Source organism: Chloroflexota bacterium (assembly GCA_014360805.1).
Lineage (GTDB): Bacteria > Chloroflexota > Anaerolineae > DTLA01 > DTLA01 > DTLA01.
The window spans coordinates 1-21125 of the sequence record JACIWU010000056.1; the positions used below are offsets into that span (position 1 = coordinate 1).

The 21125-nt window shown below is 64.0% G+C and carries 15 protein-coding genes and 1 riboswitch; of the genes, 8 read left to right on the forward strand and 7 right to left on the reverse strand.

Annotated features, from left to right (window positions below; genetic code table 11):
- Positions 1-31: 31 nt before the first annotated feature.
- Positions 32-1552: a 4-alpha-glucanotransferase gene (gene malQ, locus H5T65_10065; protein ID MBC7259581.1), complete on the reverse strand. Its 1521-nt coding sequence runs from the start codon at positions 1550-1552 to the stop codon at positions 32-34.
- Between the two features lie 284 nt (positions 1553-1836).
- Between malQ and H5T65_10070 the strand changes: the two genes are divergently transcribed.
- A complete protein-coding gene (locus tag H5T65_10070) occupies positions 1837-2841 on the forward strand; it encodes an aldehyde dehydrogenase (protein MBC7259582.1) in 1005 nt (334 codons plus the stop codon).
- 73 nt (positions 2842-2914) lie between these two features.
- Here H5T65_10070 and fmt read toward each other — a convergent pair whose 3' ends face one another.
- Positions 2915-3859, reverse strand: coding sequence for a methionyl-tRNA formyltransferase (fmt, locus tag H5T65_10075; GenBank protein ID MBC7259583.1), 945 nt, complete (start codon positions 3857-3859; stop codon positions 2915-2917).
- 353 nt (positions 3860-4212) lie between these two features.
- Between fmt and H5T65_10080 the strand changes: the two genes are divergently transcribed.
- From H5T65_10080 to H5T65_10095, 4 genes are all read left to right on the forward strand, one after another.
- Positions 4213-5886, forward strand: coding sequence for an ABC transporter substrate-binding protein (locus tag H5T65_10080; GenBank protein MBC7259584.1), 1674 nt, complete (start codon positions 4213-4215; stop codon positions 5884-5886).
- 84 nt (positions 5887-5970) lie between these two features.
- Positions 5971-6897: an ABC transporter permease gene (locus H5T65_10085; protein ID MBC7259585.1), complete on the forward strand. Its 927-nt coding sequence runs from the start codon at positions 5971-5973 to the stop codon at positions 6895-6897.
- Between the two features lie 21 nt (positions 6898-6918).
- On the forward strand, positions 6919-7815 hold the full coding sequence (locus H5T65_10090; protein ID MBC7259586.1) for an ABC transporter permease: 897 nt from the start codon (positions 6919-6921) through the stop codon (positions 7813-7815).
- Between the two features lie 26 nt (positions 7816-7841).
- The gene (locus H5T65_10095) at positions 7842-8999 is read left to right on the forward strand and encodes an amidohydrolase (GenBank protein ID MBC7259587.1); all 1158 of its coding nucleotides are present in this window, start codon (positions 7842-7844) and stop codon (positions 8997-8999) included.
- A gap of 113 nt (positions 9000-9112) precedes the next feature.
- On the opposite strand, the gene H5T65_10100 is transcribed toward H5T65_10095, so the two are convergent.
- The 5 genes from H5T65_10100 to H5T65_10120 form a co-directional block, all read right to left on the reverse strand.
- Positions 9113-9505 (reverse strand): hypothetical protein, encoded by a 393-nt coding sequence (locus tag H5T65_10100; GenBank protein MBC7259588.1) that lies wholly within the window; start codon positions 9503-9505, stop codon positions 9113-9115.
- An 11-nt stretch (positions 9506-9516) separates the two neighbouring features.
- A riboswitch (cyclic di-GMP riboswitch) is annotated at positions 9517-9595 on the reverse strand.
- A gap of 79 nt (positions 9596-9674) precedes the next feature.
- Entirely contained in the window at positions 9675-12998 is a 3324-nt protein-coding gene (locus tag H5T65_10105; protein ID MBC7259589.1) for a protein kinase, read from the reverse strand.
- A gap of 2 nt (positions 12999-13000) precedes the next feature.
- Positions 13001-13906, reverse strand: coding sequence for a GGDEF domain-containing protein (locus H5T65_10110; protein MBC7259590.1), 906 nt, complete (start codon positions 13904-13906; stop codon positions 13001-13003).
- Positions 13907-13922: 16 nt separating this feature from the next.
- Positions 13923-14531: a hypothetical protein gene (locus tag H5T65_10115; GenBank protein ID MBC7259591.1), complete on the reverse strand. Its 609-nt coding sequence runs from the start codon at positions 14529-14531 to the stop codon at positions 13923-13925.
- 84 nt (positions 14532-14615) lie between these two features.
- The gene (locus H5T65_10120; protein ID MBC7259592.1) at positions 14616-15641 is read right to left on the reverse strand and encodes a response regulator; all 1026 of its coding nucleotides are present in this window, start codon (positions 15639-15641) and stop codon (positions 14616-14618) included.
- Between the two features lie 257 nt (positions 15642-15898).
- Here H5T65_10120 and H5T65_10125 point away from each other — a divergent pair, with 257 nt between their 5' ends.
- The 3 genes from H5T65_10125 to H5T65_10135 all read left to right on the forward strand — a co-directional run.
- Positions 15899-16759: a nitroreductase family protein gene (locus H5T65_10125; GenBank protein MBC7259593.1), complete on the forward strand. Its 861-nt coding sequence runs from the start codon at positions 15899-15901 to the stop codon at positions 16757-16759.
- Between the two features lie 91 nt (positions 16760-16850).
- Positions 16851-18071: a PAS domain-containing protein gene (locus tag H5T65_10130; protein MBC7259594.1), complete on the forward strand. Its 1221-nt coding sequence runs from the start codon at positions 16851-16853 to the stop codon at positions 18069-18071.
- Positions 18072-18597: 526 nt separating this feature from the next.
- A partial coding sequence (locus tag H5T65_10135) for an NADP-dependent malic enzyme (GenBank protein ID MBC7259595.1) occupies positions 18598-21125 on the forward strand: 2528 nt, incomplete at its 3' end.

Sequence of the window (21125 nt, forward strand, 5' to 3'; positions counted from 1 at the left end):
GGGGAAATCTACGGTGGCCATGGTGTGTCCTCTAGGGTTGCCGAAGTCGCCCGTATAGATACGTCAGTTCTCGGAGCCGCGCCGCGATGTTGTCGGTCAGGGCGCCCGGAAGCACCCGCCAGCACCAGTTCGGCGCTCCCGACGTGCCCGGGTGGTTCATGCGCGCCTCATGGCCCAGGCTCAGCAGGTCTTGGGTGGTGGTCATGGCGGTGTTGGCTACCGACGCCCACGCCAGGCGGATGAAGTCCCACGCGATGTCAGAGCCGTCCACGGCCATGTACCGGCGGGCATAGTCGCGCTCCTTTTCGGTGGACGTTACCTGATACCAGCCGACGGTGGTGTCGTTGTCGTGAGAGCCGGTATAGACGACGCAATCGCGGGTGTAGTTGTGCGGCAAGAAAGGATCGCTGGGGTCGCCGCCGAACGCGAATTGGAGAATCTTCATGCCCGGATAGCCGAATTCGGCCTTCAGCGCGTCCACACCCGCGCGTGAGGCGTCGTCAAAGTCGCCCAGGTCTTCCGCGATGATGGCCACTTCGCCCAGCGCCTGCGTTACGGCATGGAAGAGGCGCGCGCCCGGCCCGTACAGCCACCGGCCCACCACGGCGGTATCCCGGCCGGCGGGGACTTCCCAGTAGTTGTAGAAGCCTCGGAAGTGGTCAATTCGGATGACGTCGGCCTGGGTAAACGCCATGCGGAAGCGCGCGATCCACCAGGCGTAACCATCCTCGGCCATGAGATCCCATTGGTAGATGGGGTGCCCCCACAGTTGGCCCGTGGCGCTGAAGTAGTCAGGCGGGACGCCGGACACGACCGTAGGCTCCAGGTTCTCGTCCAGGTGGAACAGGTGCGGGTTGGCCCATACGTCCGTGCTGTCCCTGGCCACGTACAGGGGGATGTCGCCGATGATGCGAATGCCCCTGTCGTTGGCGTAGCGCTTGAGGCGCAGCCACTGGGTGAGGAATAGCCATTGCCGGTATTTCTGGGCCTCAATACGGTCGCGGAGGTGTTCACGCCACCGGCGCAGGGCGTCTGGTTCGCGCCTGGCGATGTCCCTGTCCCATTCGTACCACGGCCGCAGGTTGTAGTGCTCCTTCAGCGCGGCGAAGAGGGCGTAGTCTTCCAGCCAGAAGGCGTTTTCGGCGCAGAACGCGGTGAAGGCGGCGCGCTGGGCGTCCGAGGCTTGGGCCTGGAAGTGGGCGAATGAGCGATCCAGGAGCGCGGTCTTGTAGGGGATCACGCGCCCGAAGTCCACTCGGGCATCCGAGAATTGCGGGACATCGGCGAGGTGTTCGGGCGCGAGAAGGCCCTCGTGCAGAAGCAGTTCGGGGCTGATGAGCAGCGGGTTGCCGGCGAAGACCGACAACCCCTGGTACGGCGAGTCGCCGAAGCCGGTGGGGCTGAGGGGCAGCACCTGCCAATACGATTGCCCGGCCGCCGCAAGGAAGTCCGCGAACTGGTAAGCGGAAGGCCCCATATCGCCGATGCCGTATCGGCTTGGCAGCGAGGTTGGGTGCATCAGAATACCACTGCACCGTGGGAATCGGGTCATAGCGCTCTCCTCATTGAAGTACGCATAGTTTACCACAGCGTTGGCGAAAGATACAAGTCCCGCACATGGAACCAGCCCCTGCGCTCGCAATGGGTTGGCGGCACAACGTCCGAACACGTAGAGTGTATTCACTACTAGCGCGGGTTGGGCCAAGTTGACGGTTTTCGTACCATGCGGTATAGTTACCGAAAGCCCGGCGTCGGCAGCACCACGGGGCGTGTGTGGGTGCGTGCTTATGACGGGTCGGTGTCTGAAAGTTCTATTTACCACTGAAGGAGGTACACATGGGTAACATCGCGATACACGGGTTTGGCAGGATTGGCCGCTCTGCGCTGAAGGCGGCGCTCAAGGGCGGGCTTTTTGTGCCGGTCTCTATCTCCGACATCAAGGATGTGCCGACGCTGGCCGCCTTGTTCGCCGTGGATTCCAACTATGGGCGGTGGCACGAACCGGTGCAGGCCGAGGACAATGCGTTCATCATCGGCGGCAGGAAGATCGCGTACTACAACACCCTGCAGGAACTGCCTGATTGGGGGGCGCTGGGGGTGGATTTGGTCGTGGACTGCACGGGGCGGGCCACGGTGAGGGCTGGCGCGCAGGCGCATCTGGATCGCGGCGCCAAGCGCGTGCTGGTCAGCGCGCCGAGCAAGACCCTGCAGGACTGCGACGCGGTGCTGTTGCCGGGCATCAACCTGGAGCAGTTTGACCCGGAGAAGCACCGTATCATCAGCATGGCCAGTTGCACGACGAATGCGCTGGCTCCGGTGGTGAAGGTGCTGCGCGAGCACTATGGCATCAAGAGCGGCTTCTTCTCCACGGTGCACGCCTACACCAACTCGCAGTCCCTGACGGACCAGCCGATGAAGGACCGCCGGGATTCGTGGGCGGCTGCTGAGAACATCATTCCGTCCTCGTCGGGCGCGGCCAAGGCTCTCAACTTCATCTGGCCCGATCTGAAGATGACGGGCAAGGCATATCGGGTTCCCGTCCGCACGGGCAGTATCGCGGAAGTCAACGCGATTCTGGGGCGCTCCGTAACCGCGGACGAGGTGCGCAACGCCTTCCGGGAAGCCGCGGCTCGGCCGCCGCTGCACGGCATCATGGACGTGCTGGAGGAGCAGTGGGCCTCGTCGCGCATCGTGGGCGACCCGCACTCGTCCATCGTGGACCTTCCGCTGGTGCAGGTCATGGATAGCATACTCGTCTCCGTTGCCGCATGGTATGACAACGAGATGGGGTACTCCACTCGCCTGGCGGAGATGGCGGCCTTCCTGGCGAAGCAGTCCTAGACCTAACAGGCGCATGCACGAATCGGGCAGGAGACATCCTCCTGCCCGATTTTTGTGGCGTTTGGCTTGCCGGTCAGCCCAGGCGCGCGCCGGCAAGGGATCGCTGGCCCGCCAGGAACTCCTTGCCCGTCATGCGGCGCTTGCCCTCCGGTTGCACTTCCAGCAGCAGGAGGGGAGTGGTGCCCGTCCCCACTGCAGGGCCTTCTGGGTGAAGCACGAACTCGCCGGGGGCGGCGGGGCGCAGGGTGTCTGCCGGCACGGGCATCGCGCGGTGGATGATGAGCCGCCTGCCGCTGAGGAACGTGTAGGCCGACGGCCAGGGGTTGAATGCGCGGACCTTTCGCCAGATTGTCTCTGCCGATTCGGTCCAGTCAATCAGCCCTGCTTGTTTGCTGACGCGCTTGAACCAGGTGGCTTTGCTGTGATCCTGGGGTGTGGGCCGAACCTGACCGGCGAGCCATTTGGGGAGAGTTTCCACGATGAGGGCGGCGCCCAGGTCGGCCAGTTTCTGCATCAGGCTGCCGGCAGTGTCGTCGGGCAGGATGGGCATCGTCGCCTGGCTCAGGATGTCGCCCGCGTCCATCTCCTCGGAGACCAGGATGATCGTTACCCCTGTTTCGGTGTCTCCCGCGAGTATGGCGCTCATGGCAGGCGCAGCGCCCCTGTGTCGCGGCAGCAGGGAGGGATGGATGTTGAGGCTGTGGAACGGCGGGGCGGCGAAAACTTCGGGCGGTATCCACTGCCCATACGCTGCCACGACGATGACGTCGGGTGCCAGCGCCCGCACAGCCCCTATGCCGTCCGGCGTGCGGAGGTTGGCCGGCTGAAGCACGGGGATGCCCAGGGCCGCGGCCGCTTCCTTGATGGGCGGCGGCTTCAGTTGTCGCCCTCGGCCCGCGGGCTTGTCCGGCTGGGTAATGAGGGCCACGATGTTGCCCCATGCCTGTTGGTGCAAAGCCCGCAGGGCAGGAATCCCGAAGTCCCCGGAGCCCATGAAAACGATGCGGTATTTTGCCATAAAGCGTTTTGTCCTCGCTGCTGGGTAAAAGGGCTGTTTGGCGGTATGTTAGCATGGGCGGCCGCGAACGTCAATAGCAGTGTGCGGCGGGGTGCGATGGGGTTGGCTTTCTTGACGGCGAGGCGGCGAGTGGTATACTTGGCAGGTATCTTGCCACGCGCATCCGCACGCACTCGGCTGGCCGCGGTTGGGCGGCTCTGGCGTTGTGCGCGCGGCGAGGACCTTACACCCATGCCACGGGTTGGGGGCGCGAAAGGGGGGTGTAATCGGGACCACAAGCGTGTTCGTGCGTCTCATCCCATTGCAAGCCATGTTCATTCTCTGGGTAATCTCCTAAGACGCGGAGGAAAATGATGAGAACGCTGGCGAAAGTGAGCCTGGGATTCCTGGCCGCTTTGGTGGCGGTTGGCGCGCTGGCCGTGTGCGCCCCTACGCCCACGCCGGAGAAAATCGTGGTGAAGGAGACCGTCCCCGTCAAGGAGACGGAGCAGGTGGTGGTTACGGCAACACCCGCGCCCAAGGGGGGCAAAATCACCTACGGACTGACCCTTGTGGTTTCGGCCATTGACCCGCACCAGGGCCTTTCTTCCGAGTTGGGAATCTTTCTGACGAGCGTGTACGACCCTCTGGTCTGGCAGACGCAAGAGGGCGAGTTCGTTCCGGGTCTGGCCGAAAGGTGGGAGGTGTCGCCGGACGGCAGGGTTTACACCTTCTACCTGCGCAAGGGCGTGAAGTTCCACGATGGGACACCGTTCAATGCTGAAGCGGTGAAGTTCAGTTTTGACCGAATTGTGGATCCCGACCTCAAGTCGCAGAAGGCCATCAACATGCTGGGCGCCTACGATCACACCGAAGTCGTGGATGAGTACACCGCGCGCGTCTATCTGAAAGAGCCTTACGCGCCGTTCCTGGATTCGGTGAGCCAGGTGTATCTCGCCATGGTGTCGCCCATGGCGGTGCAGAAATGGGGCGCGGACTATCGGGACCACCAAGTGGGCACCGGCCCTTTCATGATCAAGGAATACGTGGCCAAGGATCACATCACGCTGGTCAAGAACCCCGACTACAACTGGGCGCCGGAGTTCATGGAGCACCAGGGGCCGGCCTATCTGGACGAGATCACGTTCCGCTTCTATCCCGATGTGGCGACACGGGCGCCGGCGCTGGAAGCGGGCGAGGCCGACGTGATGGGTGAGGTACCACCGCAGGACGCGACCCGACTCCAGGCGAGCGGCAGGTTCGTGTTGCTGCCGACCCGAATCCCCGGGCAGTCCCTTCAGTTCTTTCTGAACACGCAGAAGTTCCCCACGGATGATGTGCGCGTGCGGCAGGCGATGCTGTACGCGGTGGACCGAGAGGCCATCGTCAATGCGGTGTTTCGCGGGTTCTCGCCGGTTGCCTGGGGGCCTTTGAGCGCAGCGACGCCGTTCTATTCCAAGGCCGTGGAAGGGATGTATGCCTACGACCTGAGCAAGGCCAAGGCGCTGCTGGCCGAGGCGGGTTTCCGCGACACCAACGGCGATGGCATCGTAGAGAAGGACGGCCGCCCTGCCGAGGTGGAGATGTTGCTCATGAGTTGGGGGAATGTGCCGGAAGTAGGCCAGATGATTCAGGCCATGCTGCGCCAAATCGGCATCAACGCCAAAACACAGGTGCTCACCTATCCGGCTGCCGTGCAGGCCGCGCGCGAAGGTCAACATAACATGATTCCCCAGGCCGTCAGTGCCAGCGACCCGGACATCCTGCGGACGTTCTTCCATTCCCGGAACATCGCCGCGGGGTTGAACTGGTCCAAGTTCGGCGACGCCGACATGGACCAATGGCTGGATGACGCCGTCCGCACGAACGACCCTGTCCAGCGCGCGCAACTGTACGAGAAGGTTCAGAAGAAGATCATGGACGAGGCTCTGATTATTCCGATTCGCGACTACGTGAACCTGAACGTGGCCAGCGTGCGGGTGAAGGGCCTTCGGTACTCGTTGCAGGGTTGGTTCCCGTGGCTCTATGACGTGTACGTGGAGCCGTAGGGGTTTGTGGCTGGCGTTCTGCGTCTTGGGCGCGACGGCATCCAGGCGCCGCGCTCAAGGCGGGGCAAGATTCTGGGGGAAACCGTGCTTCGCTATGTACAGCGCCGCCTACTCGTAGCCATTCCGGTTGTGCTGGGTGTGGCCACCATCGTGTTTGCGTTGATGCACCTGCTGCCGGGCGACCCGGCCGAGGTGATGCTTGCGCAGTCGGGCGGCCAGGCCGAAACGATTGAGCGCCTGCGGCAACAACTGGGGCTGGACCTACCGCTTCACGTTCAGTATTGGCGTTTTCTGCGCAATCTCGTTCGCGGGGATCTGGGCGAGTCCATCTGGCTGCGCAAGCCGGTGTCGCAGATACTCTGGGAGCAATTGCCCTCTACGGTGGAACTCGCCGTCGCGGCCATGGTGCTGGCCATCGTGGGTGGGGTGTCCCTGGGGCTGCTGGCGGCGCTGAAGCATAACTCGTGGGTAGACCGGGCGGTTATGGTCATCGCTTCGGTCGGGATTTCCATGCCGGTGTTCTGGTCGTCGCTGCTGGGAATCTACCTGTTTGCGGCGCAGTTGCGCTGGCTTCCGGCGACGGGCCAGGGAGATTTGCGGCATTTGATTCTGCCGGCTGCTGTGCTGGGGTATGGGACGGCCGGGTCGGTGGCCCGCCTGGTGCGTTCCAGCATGTTGGAGGTGCTGGGGCAGGAGTACATTACCGCCGCGAGGGCCAAAGGACTCTTCTGGCGGGTCGTGGTTCTGCGCCATGCCTTGAAGAACGCTTTGATTCCCGTCGTAACGATGCTCGGGTTGCAGTTCGGTGGGCTGCTGGGCGGGGCCGTGATCACCGAGACGGTGTTCTCTCGGCAGGGGCTTGGGCGCACGATGGTGGATGCCATCATCTGGAAGGACTTTCCGCTGGTGCAGGGCGAGGTCATCCTGATCGCGGGAATGTACGTGGTGGTCAACCTGCTGGTGGATGTTTCCTACGCCTTCATTGACCCGCGCATTCGGCGCGGTGCGTAGGCGAAGGAGACTCGAACTGCCATGAGCCGCTCCAGGACTGCCTCCGAGATGGCGGCTGCTGCGGAATCCGGGCCGCGTTCGCCGTGGGCGGTGGCGCTCGCCCGCCTGTGGCGCAACGGTGCTGCCCTGGCCGGGCTCGGCGTCCTTCTGGCGATGGGGCTGCTGGCCGTGTTGGCCCCGTGGGTCGCGCCGTATGATCCTCTTGCCATGGATTTGCCCAATCAACTTCAGCCGCCCGGCGCAAGCCACTGGCTGGGGACCGATCTCCTGGGGCGCGACATCCTGTCCCGTCTCCTGTACGGTGGCCGGGCGACGCTGGTAACGGCGCTGGTGGCTGTGAGCATCTCCGTGGTCTTCGGCGTGTTGCTGGGACTGGTCGCGGGGTTCTATGGGGGAATCGTGGATTCGTGCCTCATGCGCTTTGTGGACATGCTCCTGGCGTTCCCGAGGATTCTCCTGGCCCTCACGGTGGTGGCGTTGCTGGGGGTTGGGCTTGGCAATGTGATGCTGGCCGTGGGCATTGCCGGCATATCGGGCTACGCGCGCATCGTGCGCGGCGTGGTGTTGAGCGCAAGGGAACAGCCGTATGTAGAGGCGGCGCGGTTGGTCGGTTGCGGGAATCGGCGAATCGTCTTCCGGCATGTGCTGCCCAATGTCCTGGCGCCGGTGATCGTCCTGGCGACGCTGGACATTGCCCACGCGCTTCTCAGCGCGTCGTCATTGAGTTTCCTGGGGCTGGGCGCTCAACCCCCGATGCCCGAATGGGGGCTGATGTTGAACGAGGGTCGGGCTTACCTGCGGGTGGCCCCCTGGGTTACAACGGTCCCTGGCCTGACGATCATGCTTGCGGTGTTGAGCGTGAACGTGTTTGGGGATGGACTTCGGGACGCATTGGATCCGAGATTGCAGGTGGGGTGAGGCCTATGGCGACGATGGACCTATCGCTGCTGGAGCGTGCGAGACAGTTGGAACCGCTGCTGCGGGACATTCGGCGGCGCTTGCACCAGTGGCCCGAGTTGGGATTCCAGGAGTTCAAGACGGCCAACCTGATTGCCGAGATGCTCTCATCCCTTGGGGTGGAGTTTCGCACAGGGGTAGGCCGGACCGGGGTTGTGGCCTTCCTGGGGCGTGGCGCTCCGACGATCGCGCTCCGCGCGGATATGGACGCCTTGCCGATTCACGAGAAGACCGGGTTGCCCTACGCCTCGCGCGTGCCGGGCGTGATGCACGCATGCGGCCACGATGCTCATGTCGCCTCGCTGTTGGGCGTTGCCATGCTGCTGCGCGACGCGGACATCCGCGGCAGCGTACGCCTGATTTTCCAGCCCGCGGAAGAGACGGTGGACGAAGAAGGCCGAAGCGGGGCCGACCGCATGGTGGAGGCGGGCGTACTGGAGGGCGTAGATGCCATTGCGGCCAGCCATGTGGTGGTGGATGAGCCGGTTGGCACGGTGCTGGTATCGGCTGGCCCGATCCTGGCCGCAACCGACGCTTTCCAACTCACGGTCATCGGCTCTGCAGCCCATGGCGCGTATCCACACAAGGGGATTGACGCCATTGTGCTCGCGGCCCAGGTGGTGAATGCGATCCAGAGCATCGTGGCGCGGCGTATAGACCCTATGGAGGCGGGGGTCATCACCGTGGGCACCATTTCCGGAGGACGGAAGGCCAACGTGATTGCCGACCGTGTGGAACTCACGGGCACGATCCGCAGTTTCAGCCCGCTGGTGCGCAGGCAGATCGCGGAGGGCTTGAGGGAGGCGTGTGAACTGGTGAGGGCGCAGAAGGGCGATTACGTCTTGGAGATTTCGCAAGGCCATCCGACGACGGTGAACGATGCGGCGCTGGCTGCGCTTGTGGAGCGTGTGGCGGTGGGCATGGGGTTGAAGGTGGGGCCGGAGGTCCCCAGCCCGGTGTCCGAGGATTTCAGTCTGTACACCCAGTACGTGCCCGGGGTTTACTTCCTGGTGGGCGCTGCGCTTGAGGGCAGCCCTCAGCGGCAATCGCACAGTTCGCGCTTTGATTTGGACGAGCGGGCCCTGCCCATCGCGTCGGCGATGCTGGCCGCGACGGCATTGGAGTTCCTGGCTTCTCGCAGGTAGCCGCGGCGGGGCCGGTGCGCGCAAAAGAAAGCCCCCGACTCCACGGTCGGGGGCTTCGGTATGGCCAGTCCTCTCAGGGTGTCGTTGACGGAATCTGTCGGCAGTCCGGGTCTTTACCACCATGCGTAGCGTGAGAAATGGTACAGGATCGCCGTTCGGCCGAACATCTGGACTGGCACCCACCGGCTGCCATTCCAGTAGTTCAGCCCGTTCACGGGGAAGGCGAAGTGTACATACACGGGCCGAGCGAATTCCATGTCGGGGCTGAAGGTTACCTCGCGCGCGCCAAGGTCCACGGCCATGGTGATCATGGCATCATGTGGCAGGGCCTTGGGTGGCACGACGAGGGTGATCCCCGCTGCCCGCAGGATTCCGCCCCTGTCAGCCTGGATGAACCTCCGGACGACGATGGTTTTGCCGCCGGCCAGCGCAGGCATGACCATGGTCATGACAAGCACGATGGCCAGCAGCAGCGCAATGGTTAGTTTGGTTTTGGTTGTCTTCATTTTGCACCTCCTTCGGTAGCCCGGCTGTCCCAACAGTCAGGACCCGTAGCTTTGCGCCCCATTCTTACGAATGGTTTGCCTTTTCGGGCGGTGCCTTGGCAGAGAAAGTCGCCTTTCTTGCGTCTGGTGGTCGCGCCCCACGCTCAGGACTGGCCACAACCTGCGAGTTTTAGCGGACGGACGCGCCGCCCATAGGCACACCCTGTTTGAGCACACTCATCTCTTGAATGGTTTCTGTCGCCTCCTTTGTTAGGCCGAGGTCCGCGTAGGCATCGGCTGCGGCCTGCAGGTATGGAATCGCCCCCGCCGCCCTGTGCTCTGCGGCGAGAAGCCGCCCAAGTTCGCGGGAAGTTTCGGCCCAGTTCAGACGGTCGCCCAGTTCGCCATACGACGCAATCGCATCGGCAAAGTGCTTCTGCGCCTGCGAGGGATCGGCGCCGCACGCGGCGATGCGGCCGAGAATGCGGCTGGTGTCGGCTTTGCCCAGTTCGTCGCCGATGCGCAGGAACGTGTCGCGGGCAGTCTTACAAAGGTCGGCGGCCGCAGCGATATTGCCCTGGGACAGTTCCAATTCGGCAAGATGCTGCTGGGTCAGGGCGGTGTGGTACACATCACCGACTTTGCGGAAGATGGCCAGCGCATCCTGGTAGCACGCCCGCGCCTCGGCCGGGTTGTCCATGGACGCGTAGACGAAGCCGAGGTTCAGCGAACCGCGGGCGCTATCCAGCAGGCGGCCGGCTGCTTCAAAAATACGGATGGCCTGCCGGTAGTGGCGGATGGCATCGTCCTTTTTGCCCTGGGCGTCCAGGATGTTGCCCATGTTTCCCAGGATGCGCGCCCGCAGCAGCGCTTGTTCGTCGCCCTGCACCAGGCCCGCTGCCCAGCGGAGGCTGTCCAGCGCATCGTCCCACTTGCCGGTCTGGAACAGGACGATGGCGCGCACCGACAGCGCCTGGGCGATGGTGGGCGCATCGCCGGCCCTTTCGGCAATGCCCATCGCCTGCGAGGCCAGTTGCAGGGCGGCGTCCCAGTCGCTCTTTCGGGCGTGAAGGCGCGCGATCTCGGTGAGCACCTCGGCTTGCCGCGAGGCGTTGCCCTGTTGCTCGCACAGGGCAAGCGCCCGCTCCAGTTGCTCCAACGTCCCCTGGAGATCGCCGGCCACCTGCAGCAGCGCAGCGCGCCGCTGCCGCAGGTCGCACTCCTGGCGGGCGTAGTGTGGGTCGGGGGGCAGGTGGGCGATGGCGTCCAGTGCCAGGCGGTTGAAGTGCAGGGCCTCTTCCAGCGCCCATTGCGCCTCGGCGCGCTCGGTGGCCATCTGCGCGTAGCGGAGGCCCGTGCGGTAGTCGGCGCCCTGGTAGAAGTGATGCGCCAAGTCGTAGGCGATCTCCTCAAGCCGCCCTGCGTACAGTTCCTCCAGTCGCTTCGCGATGATGAGGTGATATTCCACGCGCAGCGGCTCGGCGAGTTCCGCGTAGAGCACGTCTCGGATGAGGTGGTGGGTGAATGTGTAGGTGCCGCTCTCAAAGGCGATCAGTTGGTGGTTTTTCTCCAACCGGCCGAGTCGGCGCAGCAACTCCACCTTGGGCAGGCCCAGCGCGGCGCTGATGGTCTCCACGGTGAATCGCCGGCCCATGACCGCGGCGACATCCAGAATCTCGCGGCTGGCCTCGTCCAGGCGCTGGAGCCGCCGCGTGATCACGTCGTGGACGCGCTGGGGCACGCGCATTTCCTCGGGCCTGCCGATGAGCCGCCACCCGGCCTCGGTGTACACCAGTTGGCCTTCTTCCTGCCACATGCGCAGGGCCTCAAGGATGAAGAACGGGTTCCCTTCCGTCTCCGCATACACCCGCGCGAGGAATTCGGCGTCCTCGGGAGCACCCGGCAGCACGTGCCGCACCAGAGCATCACTTTGCTCGCGCGTGAGCGGCGACAGTGCCAGGTGCTCAAACAGGTGCTCGCGGCTCATGCGCCGCATGACTTCTTGCAGTGGGTGAGGCTCGGCGCCGGTCTCCTGCTGGATGTCCTCCTCGCGGTACGTGCCGACCAGCAGGATGGGCGCGGCCTGGATGTTGCGCGCCAGGTAGTGGAGGAGCCGAAGCGTGGCTGCGCTCGCCCACTGCAGGTCGTCCACGAAAAGGAGCAGCGGCTGTTTCTGGCCGAGGGACGTCAGCACCTGCCGAATCGTTTCAAAGAGCGCGGTCTGGGCGTCGGCCCATCGCAGGGCCTCGTGGGCGGCCGGCGCGGCGGCGGTGGCGGCGTAGGGCAGGAAGTTGGATAGCCGCGTAACCAGATGGCCGATGGTGTCATTGTCTTCGGGTATGCCGACCATGGTCTCGCGCGTGTCCAGGTAGGACTGGAGAATTTCCACGAAGGGTAGGTACGGGTTCGGGTCTTCCTGGTAGAGGCAATGGCCGGTGAGGCACAGGAAGCCCGCGCTTCGCGCCTCGCGCTGGATTTCCGCGACGAGCCGCGTTTTGCCAAGCCCGGCCTCTCCGCTGATGAGCACCAGCCCTCCCCTGGAGTTGCGCGCTTGGTCCAACGCCTGGCGCAGGAACGTCAATTCGCGCTCTCGGCCAACGAGCGGGATGTGGGTCGTGGCCAGCATCTCGTCGGACGGCAGGGTGGGGTCAAAGAGGTTGGCCGGCAGGGATGTGCCCTTGTCTAGCGCATCCAGGCACAGGCGGATGGCCGACGCGAGTTCCAGCGCAGACTGGAATCGCCGTTCGGGTTGCTTGTGGAGGAGCCGCCACACCAGCCCGTCCACGGCGGGCAGGGCGTCGGGGGCGAGGCGCCGAACGGGAATTGGCTGCTCGTTGATATGCTTGAAGATGACAGCGGCGGTGGTTTCGGCGGTGAAGGGGAGTTGGCCGCTGATCATCTCGTACAGCATGACGCCAAGCGAGTACAGGTCGCTGCGGGCGTCGGTTGCCTCGCCGCGGGCCTGTTCGGGCGAGATGTAGGCGGCTGTGCCCATGAGGACCCCCGCCATGGTTACCGCAGAAGCGTCGGCCACCTTAGCCAAGCCGAAGTCCATGACCTTTGCGGTGCCGTCGGCGGCGATCATGATGTTGCTGGGCTTGAGGTCGCGATGCACGATGTGGCGCGCGTGGGCATGAGCGAGGGCTTCGGCCACTTGCAGCGCGATGTCCAGCGATTGCCGAAGGTCCAGCGCCCGCCTGTCCAGCCGTTCGCGCAGGCTTTCGCCCTGGACGTACTCCAGCGCGATGTAGTACGCGCCGTTCTCTTCGCCGACCTCGTAGGTTTCCACGATGTTGGGGTGGCGCAGGCGGGTGCCCGCCATCCCTTCGCGGAGGAACCGCGCGACGCGGTCGGGCATGGCTGCATATTCGGGCGGCAGCACTTTGAGGGCGACCTGGCGGTGGGTGTCGCTGTGCTCGGCGAGGTACACGGCGCCCATGCCGCCGCGCCCGATGACGCGAATGAGCCGGTACGGGCCTATGCGGTTCGGAGTCAACTCCTCGCTGTTCGGCAATTCTACTTCTCCGTGTCCTCTCCGTTGCTGGAGTAGTTCACCACGCGGTTGCGCCCAGCGTGCTTGGCTCGGTAGAGCGCGATGTCGGATTTGTGAATCAAGTCCAGCCCTGCGTCCGCGTCGTCGGGGAACGTGGCGGCGCCAACGCTAATGGTCAAGGGCATGCGCCCCTCGCCCTTGGACCAGTCGTTTCTCTCCACGAGCGAGCGCAGCCGTTCGCCGAGGATGCGCGCGCCCATGACATCCGAGAACGGCGCAAGAACGGCAAACTCCTCTCCGCCATAGCGGGCCACCGTGTCCTCGCTCCGCACGTTGTCGCGGAGGATGCCGGCCACCACGGCCAGCGCCCGATCTCCGGCAGCGTGCCCCAGGCGGTCGTTGATGAGTTTGAAGTGGTCCACGTCTATCATCAGGAACGATACCGGAAAGTGATGCCGTCGCGCCCGCGCCAATTCTTCGTTCAGGCGCTCCAGCAGGTACTGGCGATTGTGCAGGCCCGTGAGGCTATCGCGGGTGGCCCTGCGATACAACTCCTCCTGGCGTTCCAGTTCCACGCGGTCTACGTACCGCAGGCGGAACACGGTGTCGCCGACGCGGATCAGGTCGCTGTCGTTCAGGTAGGTCTCTTTCACCTGAACGTCGTTGACGAACGTGCCGTTACGGCTATCCAAGTCTACGATTTTCGGCCCCGCATTGGTCAGAACGATCTTGCAGTGCTGGCGAGAGACCCTAGGGTCGCGCACGAGAAGGTCCACCCCCGGCTGGCGGCCGATGATGGTCTCGCGCTGCGCCAACACACGCATGCCACTTACGCCCGTGCCCAGCAGAGGAATCAAGCAGAGTTCGCGCTGCTCCAGGTTCGTCAGGGCATCGCAGCCGTCTGTCGTGTGCAGGGTCAGTTCTTCCATGGCGGGTCCTCCGTCGTCATGCGGACAAGGTGGGCGCACGCAGGATGCGCGCGGCTAGCGAACTGGAATGGGCCAGGAGTTGCTCCAGGCGCGAATGGAACTGGTCGTCGGGTTGGGGGCGAAGCGCAATCAGGTGAACGTACTGCCTGTTGGCGATCAGCACCGGGCAGCGGAAGGGAAGGGAGCGACTCTGATCCAGGTACCGCACGGAAGCGTCCGTAACCGCAATGAAAGGATCGGCGAGGTTCTGGGCGGCCAGGAACGCATCTTCGCCCTCACGAATGTGGAGGTGCCCTTCTATCTCCATGTTGTCCATGTAGAGAGCCGCCGCGACGGGATACTTCGGAATATAGCGCGGATGCGACTTTCTCGTTTCGGGGGCGCTTTCCTCCTCGTAGGGGATGGCGATGCGGATGTGGTCGCGGCTCACCAGGAGGGCGTCTTCGGTCTGGTGCCCGACGCCCATGCGGTGGAGGGACTGAATCCGCGCGTTCTCCAAGCGCAGGTAGGGCGATGTCAGGTTCTCCAGCACGTCCATCAGCCGCTGGTGGCGAGTGATAACGGTTCCCAAGGCGATGTAGTCCCCTGCGTGAATCTCCACGCGGAGCGTTTCTCCTTGCGTCATGCTGCTGTCTGCCGGTGTGGCGAGATCGCTTGTTGTCATCGTGCTCACCTCTTGTCCTAACGGGCGGCGTACACCTGGCTGGTCTCATCCCTGTTCCGCGATGATCTCCAGAAACAGCCGACTTAGGGTTGGGTCAAATTGATGGCCCGCGCCTTTCTGGATTTCGCGCAGCACCACGTCGTGAGGCAGCGGCGGGCGGTACGGCCGCTGCGAGGTCATGGCGTCGTAGGCGTCGGCGATGGCCAGGATGCGCGCGCCCACAGGGATTTCCAGTCCCCTGAGTCCATCCGGGTAACCGCTGCCATCCCAATGCTCATGGTGATTCCGTATCATGCGGAGCGCGCCATTGAGTTCGGCCACGGGCACAAGGATGCGCTCGCTAATCAGCGGGTGGGTCTGGATGTGAGCATATTCCACCGGCGTGAGAGGGCCGGGTTTGTTGATGACGGCCTCGCGGATTCCGATCTTGCCGATGTCGTGAAGGAGGCCGGCCATGCGGATGTATTGAGTGTCGCTTGCGGGAAGGCCCAGGGCGAGGGCGAGTCGTTCGGCGAGGGTCGCCACGCGCTGCGAGTGCCCCACGGTGTACGGGTCTTTGGCTTCCAGGCTGTTGGCCAGGGCCATCACGGTGCTGAGCAGCAGCCGATGGCCGGCATCTGCCGGTTGCTGGATTCTGGATTGGGATTCCAGGTAGCGCCGCGCCAGGTTCCGCTGCCGCTGGCGCAGGGCCTGCTGCACCGCATTCATGATCTGGTCCAGGTCAAAGGGCTTCACCACGTAGTCCGAGGCTCCCAACCGCATGGCAGCGATGGCATGGTCCAGGTCGCCATAGGCCGTCACCATGATGACGACGACATCGGGGTAGGTCTCGCGGATGATCTGCAAGAGTTCCAGCCCGTTGAGTCTGGGCATGTTGATGTCCGACATGACGACGCCAAAACACTGCTCGCGGAGGAGGGCAAGGGCGTCTATGCCGTTGGCGGCGCCGACGGCGGTGAGGCCCGCGCGGGTGAGTTTTCGGAGCAGCAGACTCCGCACGGAATCCTCGTCTTCCACGACAAGGATCGGCTCGGGGTGAATCTGGCTCTGAAGGAACTCTTCAGTGGTCATCGCCTAGTTGACATCCTCCACAAGAGAATCTTCAGGCGCGCATCGGGCGACCCACGCGCCGAGGCGCAGCAACGGCCGTCAGGCGGCGCATGTGTCCTCATCTGCCATTGTGCCACAGCACATGGAGAGGCGCAGTGAAAACTGCGTGAAAATCGCAACAAGGTCGTGTGAACTGCGTGCGCCGCGGGCCCGTGGCGCGTGTTTCGTTTGACATGAGCCCGTTCCAGAGAGTAGTATGGGTCTGCATAGGAGGCGGGATGTACACCATAGACATTGCGACTCATTGCGTTCAGTGCGGGGCATGCGTGGAGGTCTGTCCGGCGCGGGTTTTCGTGAAAGCGGAAGGCGTGCGGGCCATGCGGCCGGGCGGCTGTATTTTGTGCGGGCACTGCGTCGCGGTGTGCCCGGTGGACGCCGTGGTGCATCGCGGGTTTGACGGCCAGGACTTTCCCCCCATGCCCGCGGAGGCCGTGCCGAGTTTGGACAGCCTGGTGGGCTTTCTTCGGAGCCGCCGCTCGGTGCGCGAGTTCCGGCAGAAGGACATGCCCCGAGAGGTGCTGGACAAACTGCTGGATGTCGCACGGTATGCGCCAACGGCGAGCAACGCACAGGACGTGCGGTTCATCGTCATCACAGACCGGCAGAGGATGAAGGCACTGTCGCGGCGCATCACGGGCTGGGTGCCGCTTCTGGAACGAGTTGCGCGGGTTCCGGGGGTTCTGGCGTGGGCCAGCCGGTCGTGGGGGCGGAAGCGGCTGGAGGGCTATCTGGCGTCGCTGGAGGGTTTTGCCGAGACGCTGCGAGCGGGCGGCGATCCGATCTTCTACGACGCCCCCGCCCTCATTATCACCCACGCGCACAAAAGGAACGCGTTTGGCATAGAGAACAGCGCCTATGCGACGTATCACATCGCGCTGGCGGCCCACGCGATGGGCTTGGGCGCGTGCATGGTCGGGTTCCTGACGACGGCGAGCCGATACGATCCGGTGGTGCGGCGGCTGGCGGGCATCCCCAAGGGGCATCGCATGACGACTGCGTTGGTGATCGGATACCCCGTCCACCGCTACCGACGCCTGGTGCCCCGGAGGCAGCCGCGCGTTACGTGGGATGGGGACTAGATGTCTTGCCCCGACGGGCCTTGTCTTTTGAGGAGTGTACATGGCGTATCGCATCACAATCTATGCCCTTCTTCATATCCCCGCCCTGATAATGACGTTGGCGGCAATACCCTTCCTATGGAGCCGCCGTCATGTAACGGGGCTGATCTATCTACTCTGGATGCATGTTGCAGTGGCGGTGTGGATTGCCGGGGCGGGCATGGAGATGGCGGCCGCAACGGAAGATCTCAAGTTCTTCTGGTCGCAGGTGTGCTATCTCGGCACGATGACCCTCCCAGTCTTCCTGTTGCTGTTCGCCCTGGAATATGTCCAGCCGGAGAATCATTGGGGGTGGGGCAGAGTTCTGCTTCTGGTCGTTATGCCCGTCCTCACGTGGGTCGTGGTCTTCACGGATGCTTTGCGCCCGCTGAATTGGCCGTCGCTCCGCATTGACCCCAGTACGAACATCGGCATCTACGGTCACGGCCCGTGGTTTTGGCTTGCCAGCGCGTACATCTACGGGGTCATTCTCGTGGGTCTCGGTGTGTTGTTCTCCAGGATGCTTCGCCGTCGCGCCTATTTCCGCTCTCAGATTACCCTATTTGCACTGGCGGCGGCATTCCCGCTCGTCGGCAACATTCTCTACCTAACCGGGCTGAACCCTGTGGCTGGCATGGAATGGACGCCGATTTCGCTGGGATTCATGAGCATCACCCTGGCCTGGGGGGCACTGCGGCAAAAGGCGTTGGTTCTGGTGCCCGTAGCACGCGAGCGCCTGCTGGACTGCATGACCGAAGGCGTCGTTGTTCTAGACGTGCAAGGGCAGATCGTGGATGCCAACGCGGCATCGGAGCGTTTCCTGGGTCGTGGGGCCGCGACCTTGGTGGGTCAGGCGCTGGGCGACGTGATCGGCACGACCGAGGCGGCGAGGGCGCTGTTGGGATCGGAAGAGGAGCAGCGGGTGGAGTTGATCCTGGAGGACAGGGGCGCGCCACGGTACTTTGATGCGCAGATGTCCCCGTTGCGAGGCAGGCGAGGGCAATTGACGGGGCGACTCGTGGTGTTCCGCGACATTACCCGCTACAAACGCCTGGAACAGGAACGCGAGGATCTCATCCACGGGCTTCAGGAAGCGCTGGCGCAGGTGAAAGTTCTTCAGGGATTGCTTCCCATCTGCGCGAGTTGCAAGCGGATCCGGGACGATCAGGGCTACTGGCACAGCGTGGAATCGTACATCAGCGAACATTCCGATGCCAGTTTCACTCACGGGCTTTGCCCTGACTGCGCCAGGGAATTGTACCCTGAATTGTTCAAAGACGAGAGTGGATGCTAGGGGGCGCGAGGTCGCCGCTTCGCGGTCGGTAGTGTATCTTTTTCGTATGGGAACTGCGCGACCTAGGCCACAGACGTCGGGTGCGGGTATGGAACCAGCCACTGCGCTCGCAATGGGTTGGCGGCACAGAGCCAAAACACGTAGGGCGGCTTTCCATAGCCACCGGAAGCAGGGGGCAGGTATGGAAACCTGCGCTACGCTCTATGCGTCTCATGCTGCCGCTCATCGGTCTGACCAATTCCTACCGAAAGGTATGCACTACCCTGCGATCTTAACGGACAGTGCTGCGGCCGTCTCGGTTCCAAGTCTTGTCGGTCGCGCCATGGGCATAGGTGCGACGCACTTCCGAAAGTGCGTCGCACCTCAGTCGCCAACACAAGACGGAGCCGAATTCTGCAGCCCCGCGGTTTTGCGCCCACGGGCCAAATCGTTATAATATTCACAATCTGCAGGGCACACGAATGCTTGCGGTCCGCCGATGTGCCGCCGACATCGCAGCCTGCATCACTCACGAGGAGAGATAAAAATGAACACATCGGGTGATCACATTTCCAGAGAGGAGTTGCTGGGGTACCTTCGCCGCTACCGAGGACTTATCGGCGTGCAGAGCAAGGTGCCGGTCAAGGATTCGGCCATGCTAAGCCTGCTGTACACTCCGGGCGTGGCCGAAGTGTGTCGGGCCATCGCCAAGGACCCGCTGCTGTCTTTCACCTACACGCTGCGGGGGAATACGGTGGCTCTGGTGAGCAACGCATCGGGGCTTTTCGGCTTGCCGAGCGCATGCCCAGAAGCGGCTTTGCCGCCCCTGGAGGGCAAAGCCATCATCTTCAAGACGTTTGCGGGCGTGGATGCGCTGCCCATTGTGCTGGATGCCGAGCATACGGCCGAGATGGTGGAAACCATCGGCGCGTTGAGCGGCACGTTCGGGGCGGTGTGCCTGGAGGACATCGCCGCGCCTCGCAGCATTCTGGTAACATCGCTGCTGGAGAGGGCGCTGACGATCCCCGTGGTGAACAATCACCAGGAGATCGTCGCGATCGGAACCCTGGCGGCCCTCATGAATGCGGCCAAAGTGGTGGGCAAGAAACTGGAGGACCTCAAAGTGGTCATCCAGGGCGCGGGCGCTGCCGCCATGGGTTTGGTGGACCTGCTGGACGAAGTGGGCGTAACCCAGACCGTGGTGTGCGACAGGCACGGCGCGCTGACGCCTTTCCGCCTGAAGGAGATGAACTGGCTCAAGCGCTACCTGGCCAAGCGCACCAATCCCGAGCGGCGCGACGGCTCTCTGGCCGACATGCTGCGGGGCGCGGATGTTTTCATCGGATTCTCGGGCGGTGGTATGCTGACGGAGGAGATGGTGCGGAGCATGGCGCCGGACCCCATCATCTTCGCCTTCTCGGTGCCGGATCCGGAGATTCTGCCGCCGGTTGCCGAACGGGCCGGGGCCGCGGTGGTGGCGACGGCGCGCGATGATTACCCCAATGGCATCAACATCGCGTTGGTGTTCCCGGGCTTCTTCCGCGGCTTGCTGGACGTGCGCGCCGAGGGCGTGAACAATCGCATGTTGGTCGGCGCGGCGCGCTGCCTGGCCGACATGGTGCCGAACCCTGACCGGTACCGCATCGTGCCCGACGTGCTGGATTTCACCGTCGCGCCGCGCCTGGCTCGCGAGGTGGCGCGACTGGCCATAGAGACCGGCATGGCCCGCGTGAAGGCCGACCCCGACGAGATTGAGGAGCGGACGCGGCGGTACATCTACGAGGGGCAGGCGGCCACGGTGGACGAGCCGCGGGTGGGGCCTGGCGCGTCCCTGGGCGAGAAGGCCATTGACCTGCGGCGGCGCTACCACGGCGCGCTGGAGATCCACGCGAAATTGCCCATCCGCGACCGCTACACGCTGAGCCTGTACCTTTCGCCCAACGACGCCGAGCCGGCCAAGGTCATCAACGAAGACCCGGCCCGCGCCTACGAACTCACGGCCAAGGGGAATCTGGTGGCGGTCGTTACCGATGGGTCTGCTGTCTTGGGTCTGGGCAACATCGGCCCGCGCGAGGGGCTGCCCGTCATGGAGGGCAAGTCCATCCTGTTCCACACGTTCGCGGGGGTGGAGGCATTCCCCATCTGCGTGTCCACGCAGGATACCGACGAGATCGTGGAGATTGTGCGGCGGATCGCGCCCACCTTCGGCGGCATTAATCTAGAGGACATCGCCGCGCCCCGATGCTTTGAGATTGAGGAGAAACTGAAGGCCCTGCTGGACATCCCAGTGTTCCACGACGATCAGCACGGCACGGCAGTGGTGGTCATGGCCGGTCTCATCAACGCGTGCAAACTGGCGGGCAAGGCCCTGGACTCGGTGCGGGTGGTCATCAACGGCGCGGGCGCGGCGGGGGTCGCTGTGGCGAAGATGCTGCTGGCCGGCGGCGTGAAGGACATTATCCTGTGCGACACCAAGGGCACCATCTATCAGGGCCGCAAGCAGGGGATGAACTGGATCAAGGAGGAGATGGCGAAGGTAACCAACCGCGAGAAGATTCGCGGCTCGGTTGCCGATGCCCTGAAAGGCGCGGATGTGTTCATCGGCGTCTCGGCGCCCGGCATTCTGACGCCGGAGGTCATTGCCTCCATGGCGGAGAAGCCGATCCTGTTCGCGCTGGCGAACCCCGATACGGAGTTCGCGCCGCGGCCCGGAGCGCCGCGCGAAGAGGTGGAGGCCGCCATCCGCGACGCGCGGCAGCAAGGCGCGATTATCGCCACGGGCCGCAGCGACTTCCCCAACCAGGTGAACAACTCGCTGGCGTTCCCGGGCATCTTCCGCGGCGCGCTGGATACCCGCGCCCGTGAGATCAACGAGACCATGAAGGTGGCTGCGGCCCATGCGATCGCCACCCTGATTCCCGAAGACCGCCTGGAACCCGAGCGTTTCATCCCCGGAGGCATGGATTTCGCCGTGCCGCCTGCGGTAGCGGCTGCCGTGGCGCGCGCGGCCATGGAGAGCAGCGTCGCGCGGGTTACGGTGGATCCGGCCCAGGTGGCCGAGCGAACGAGACGGTT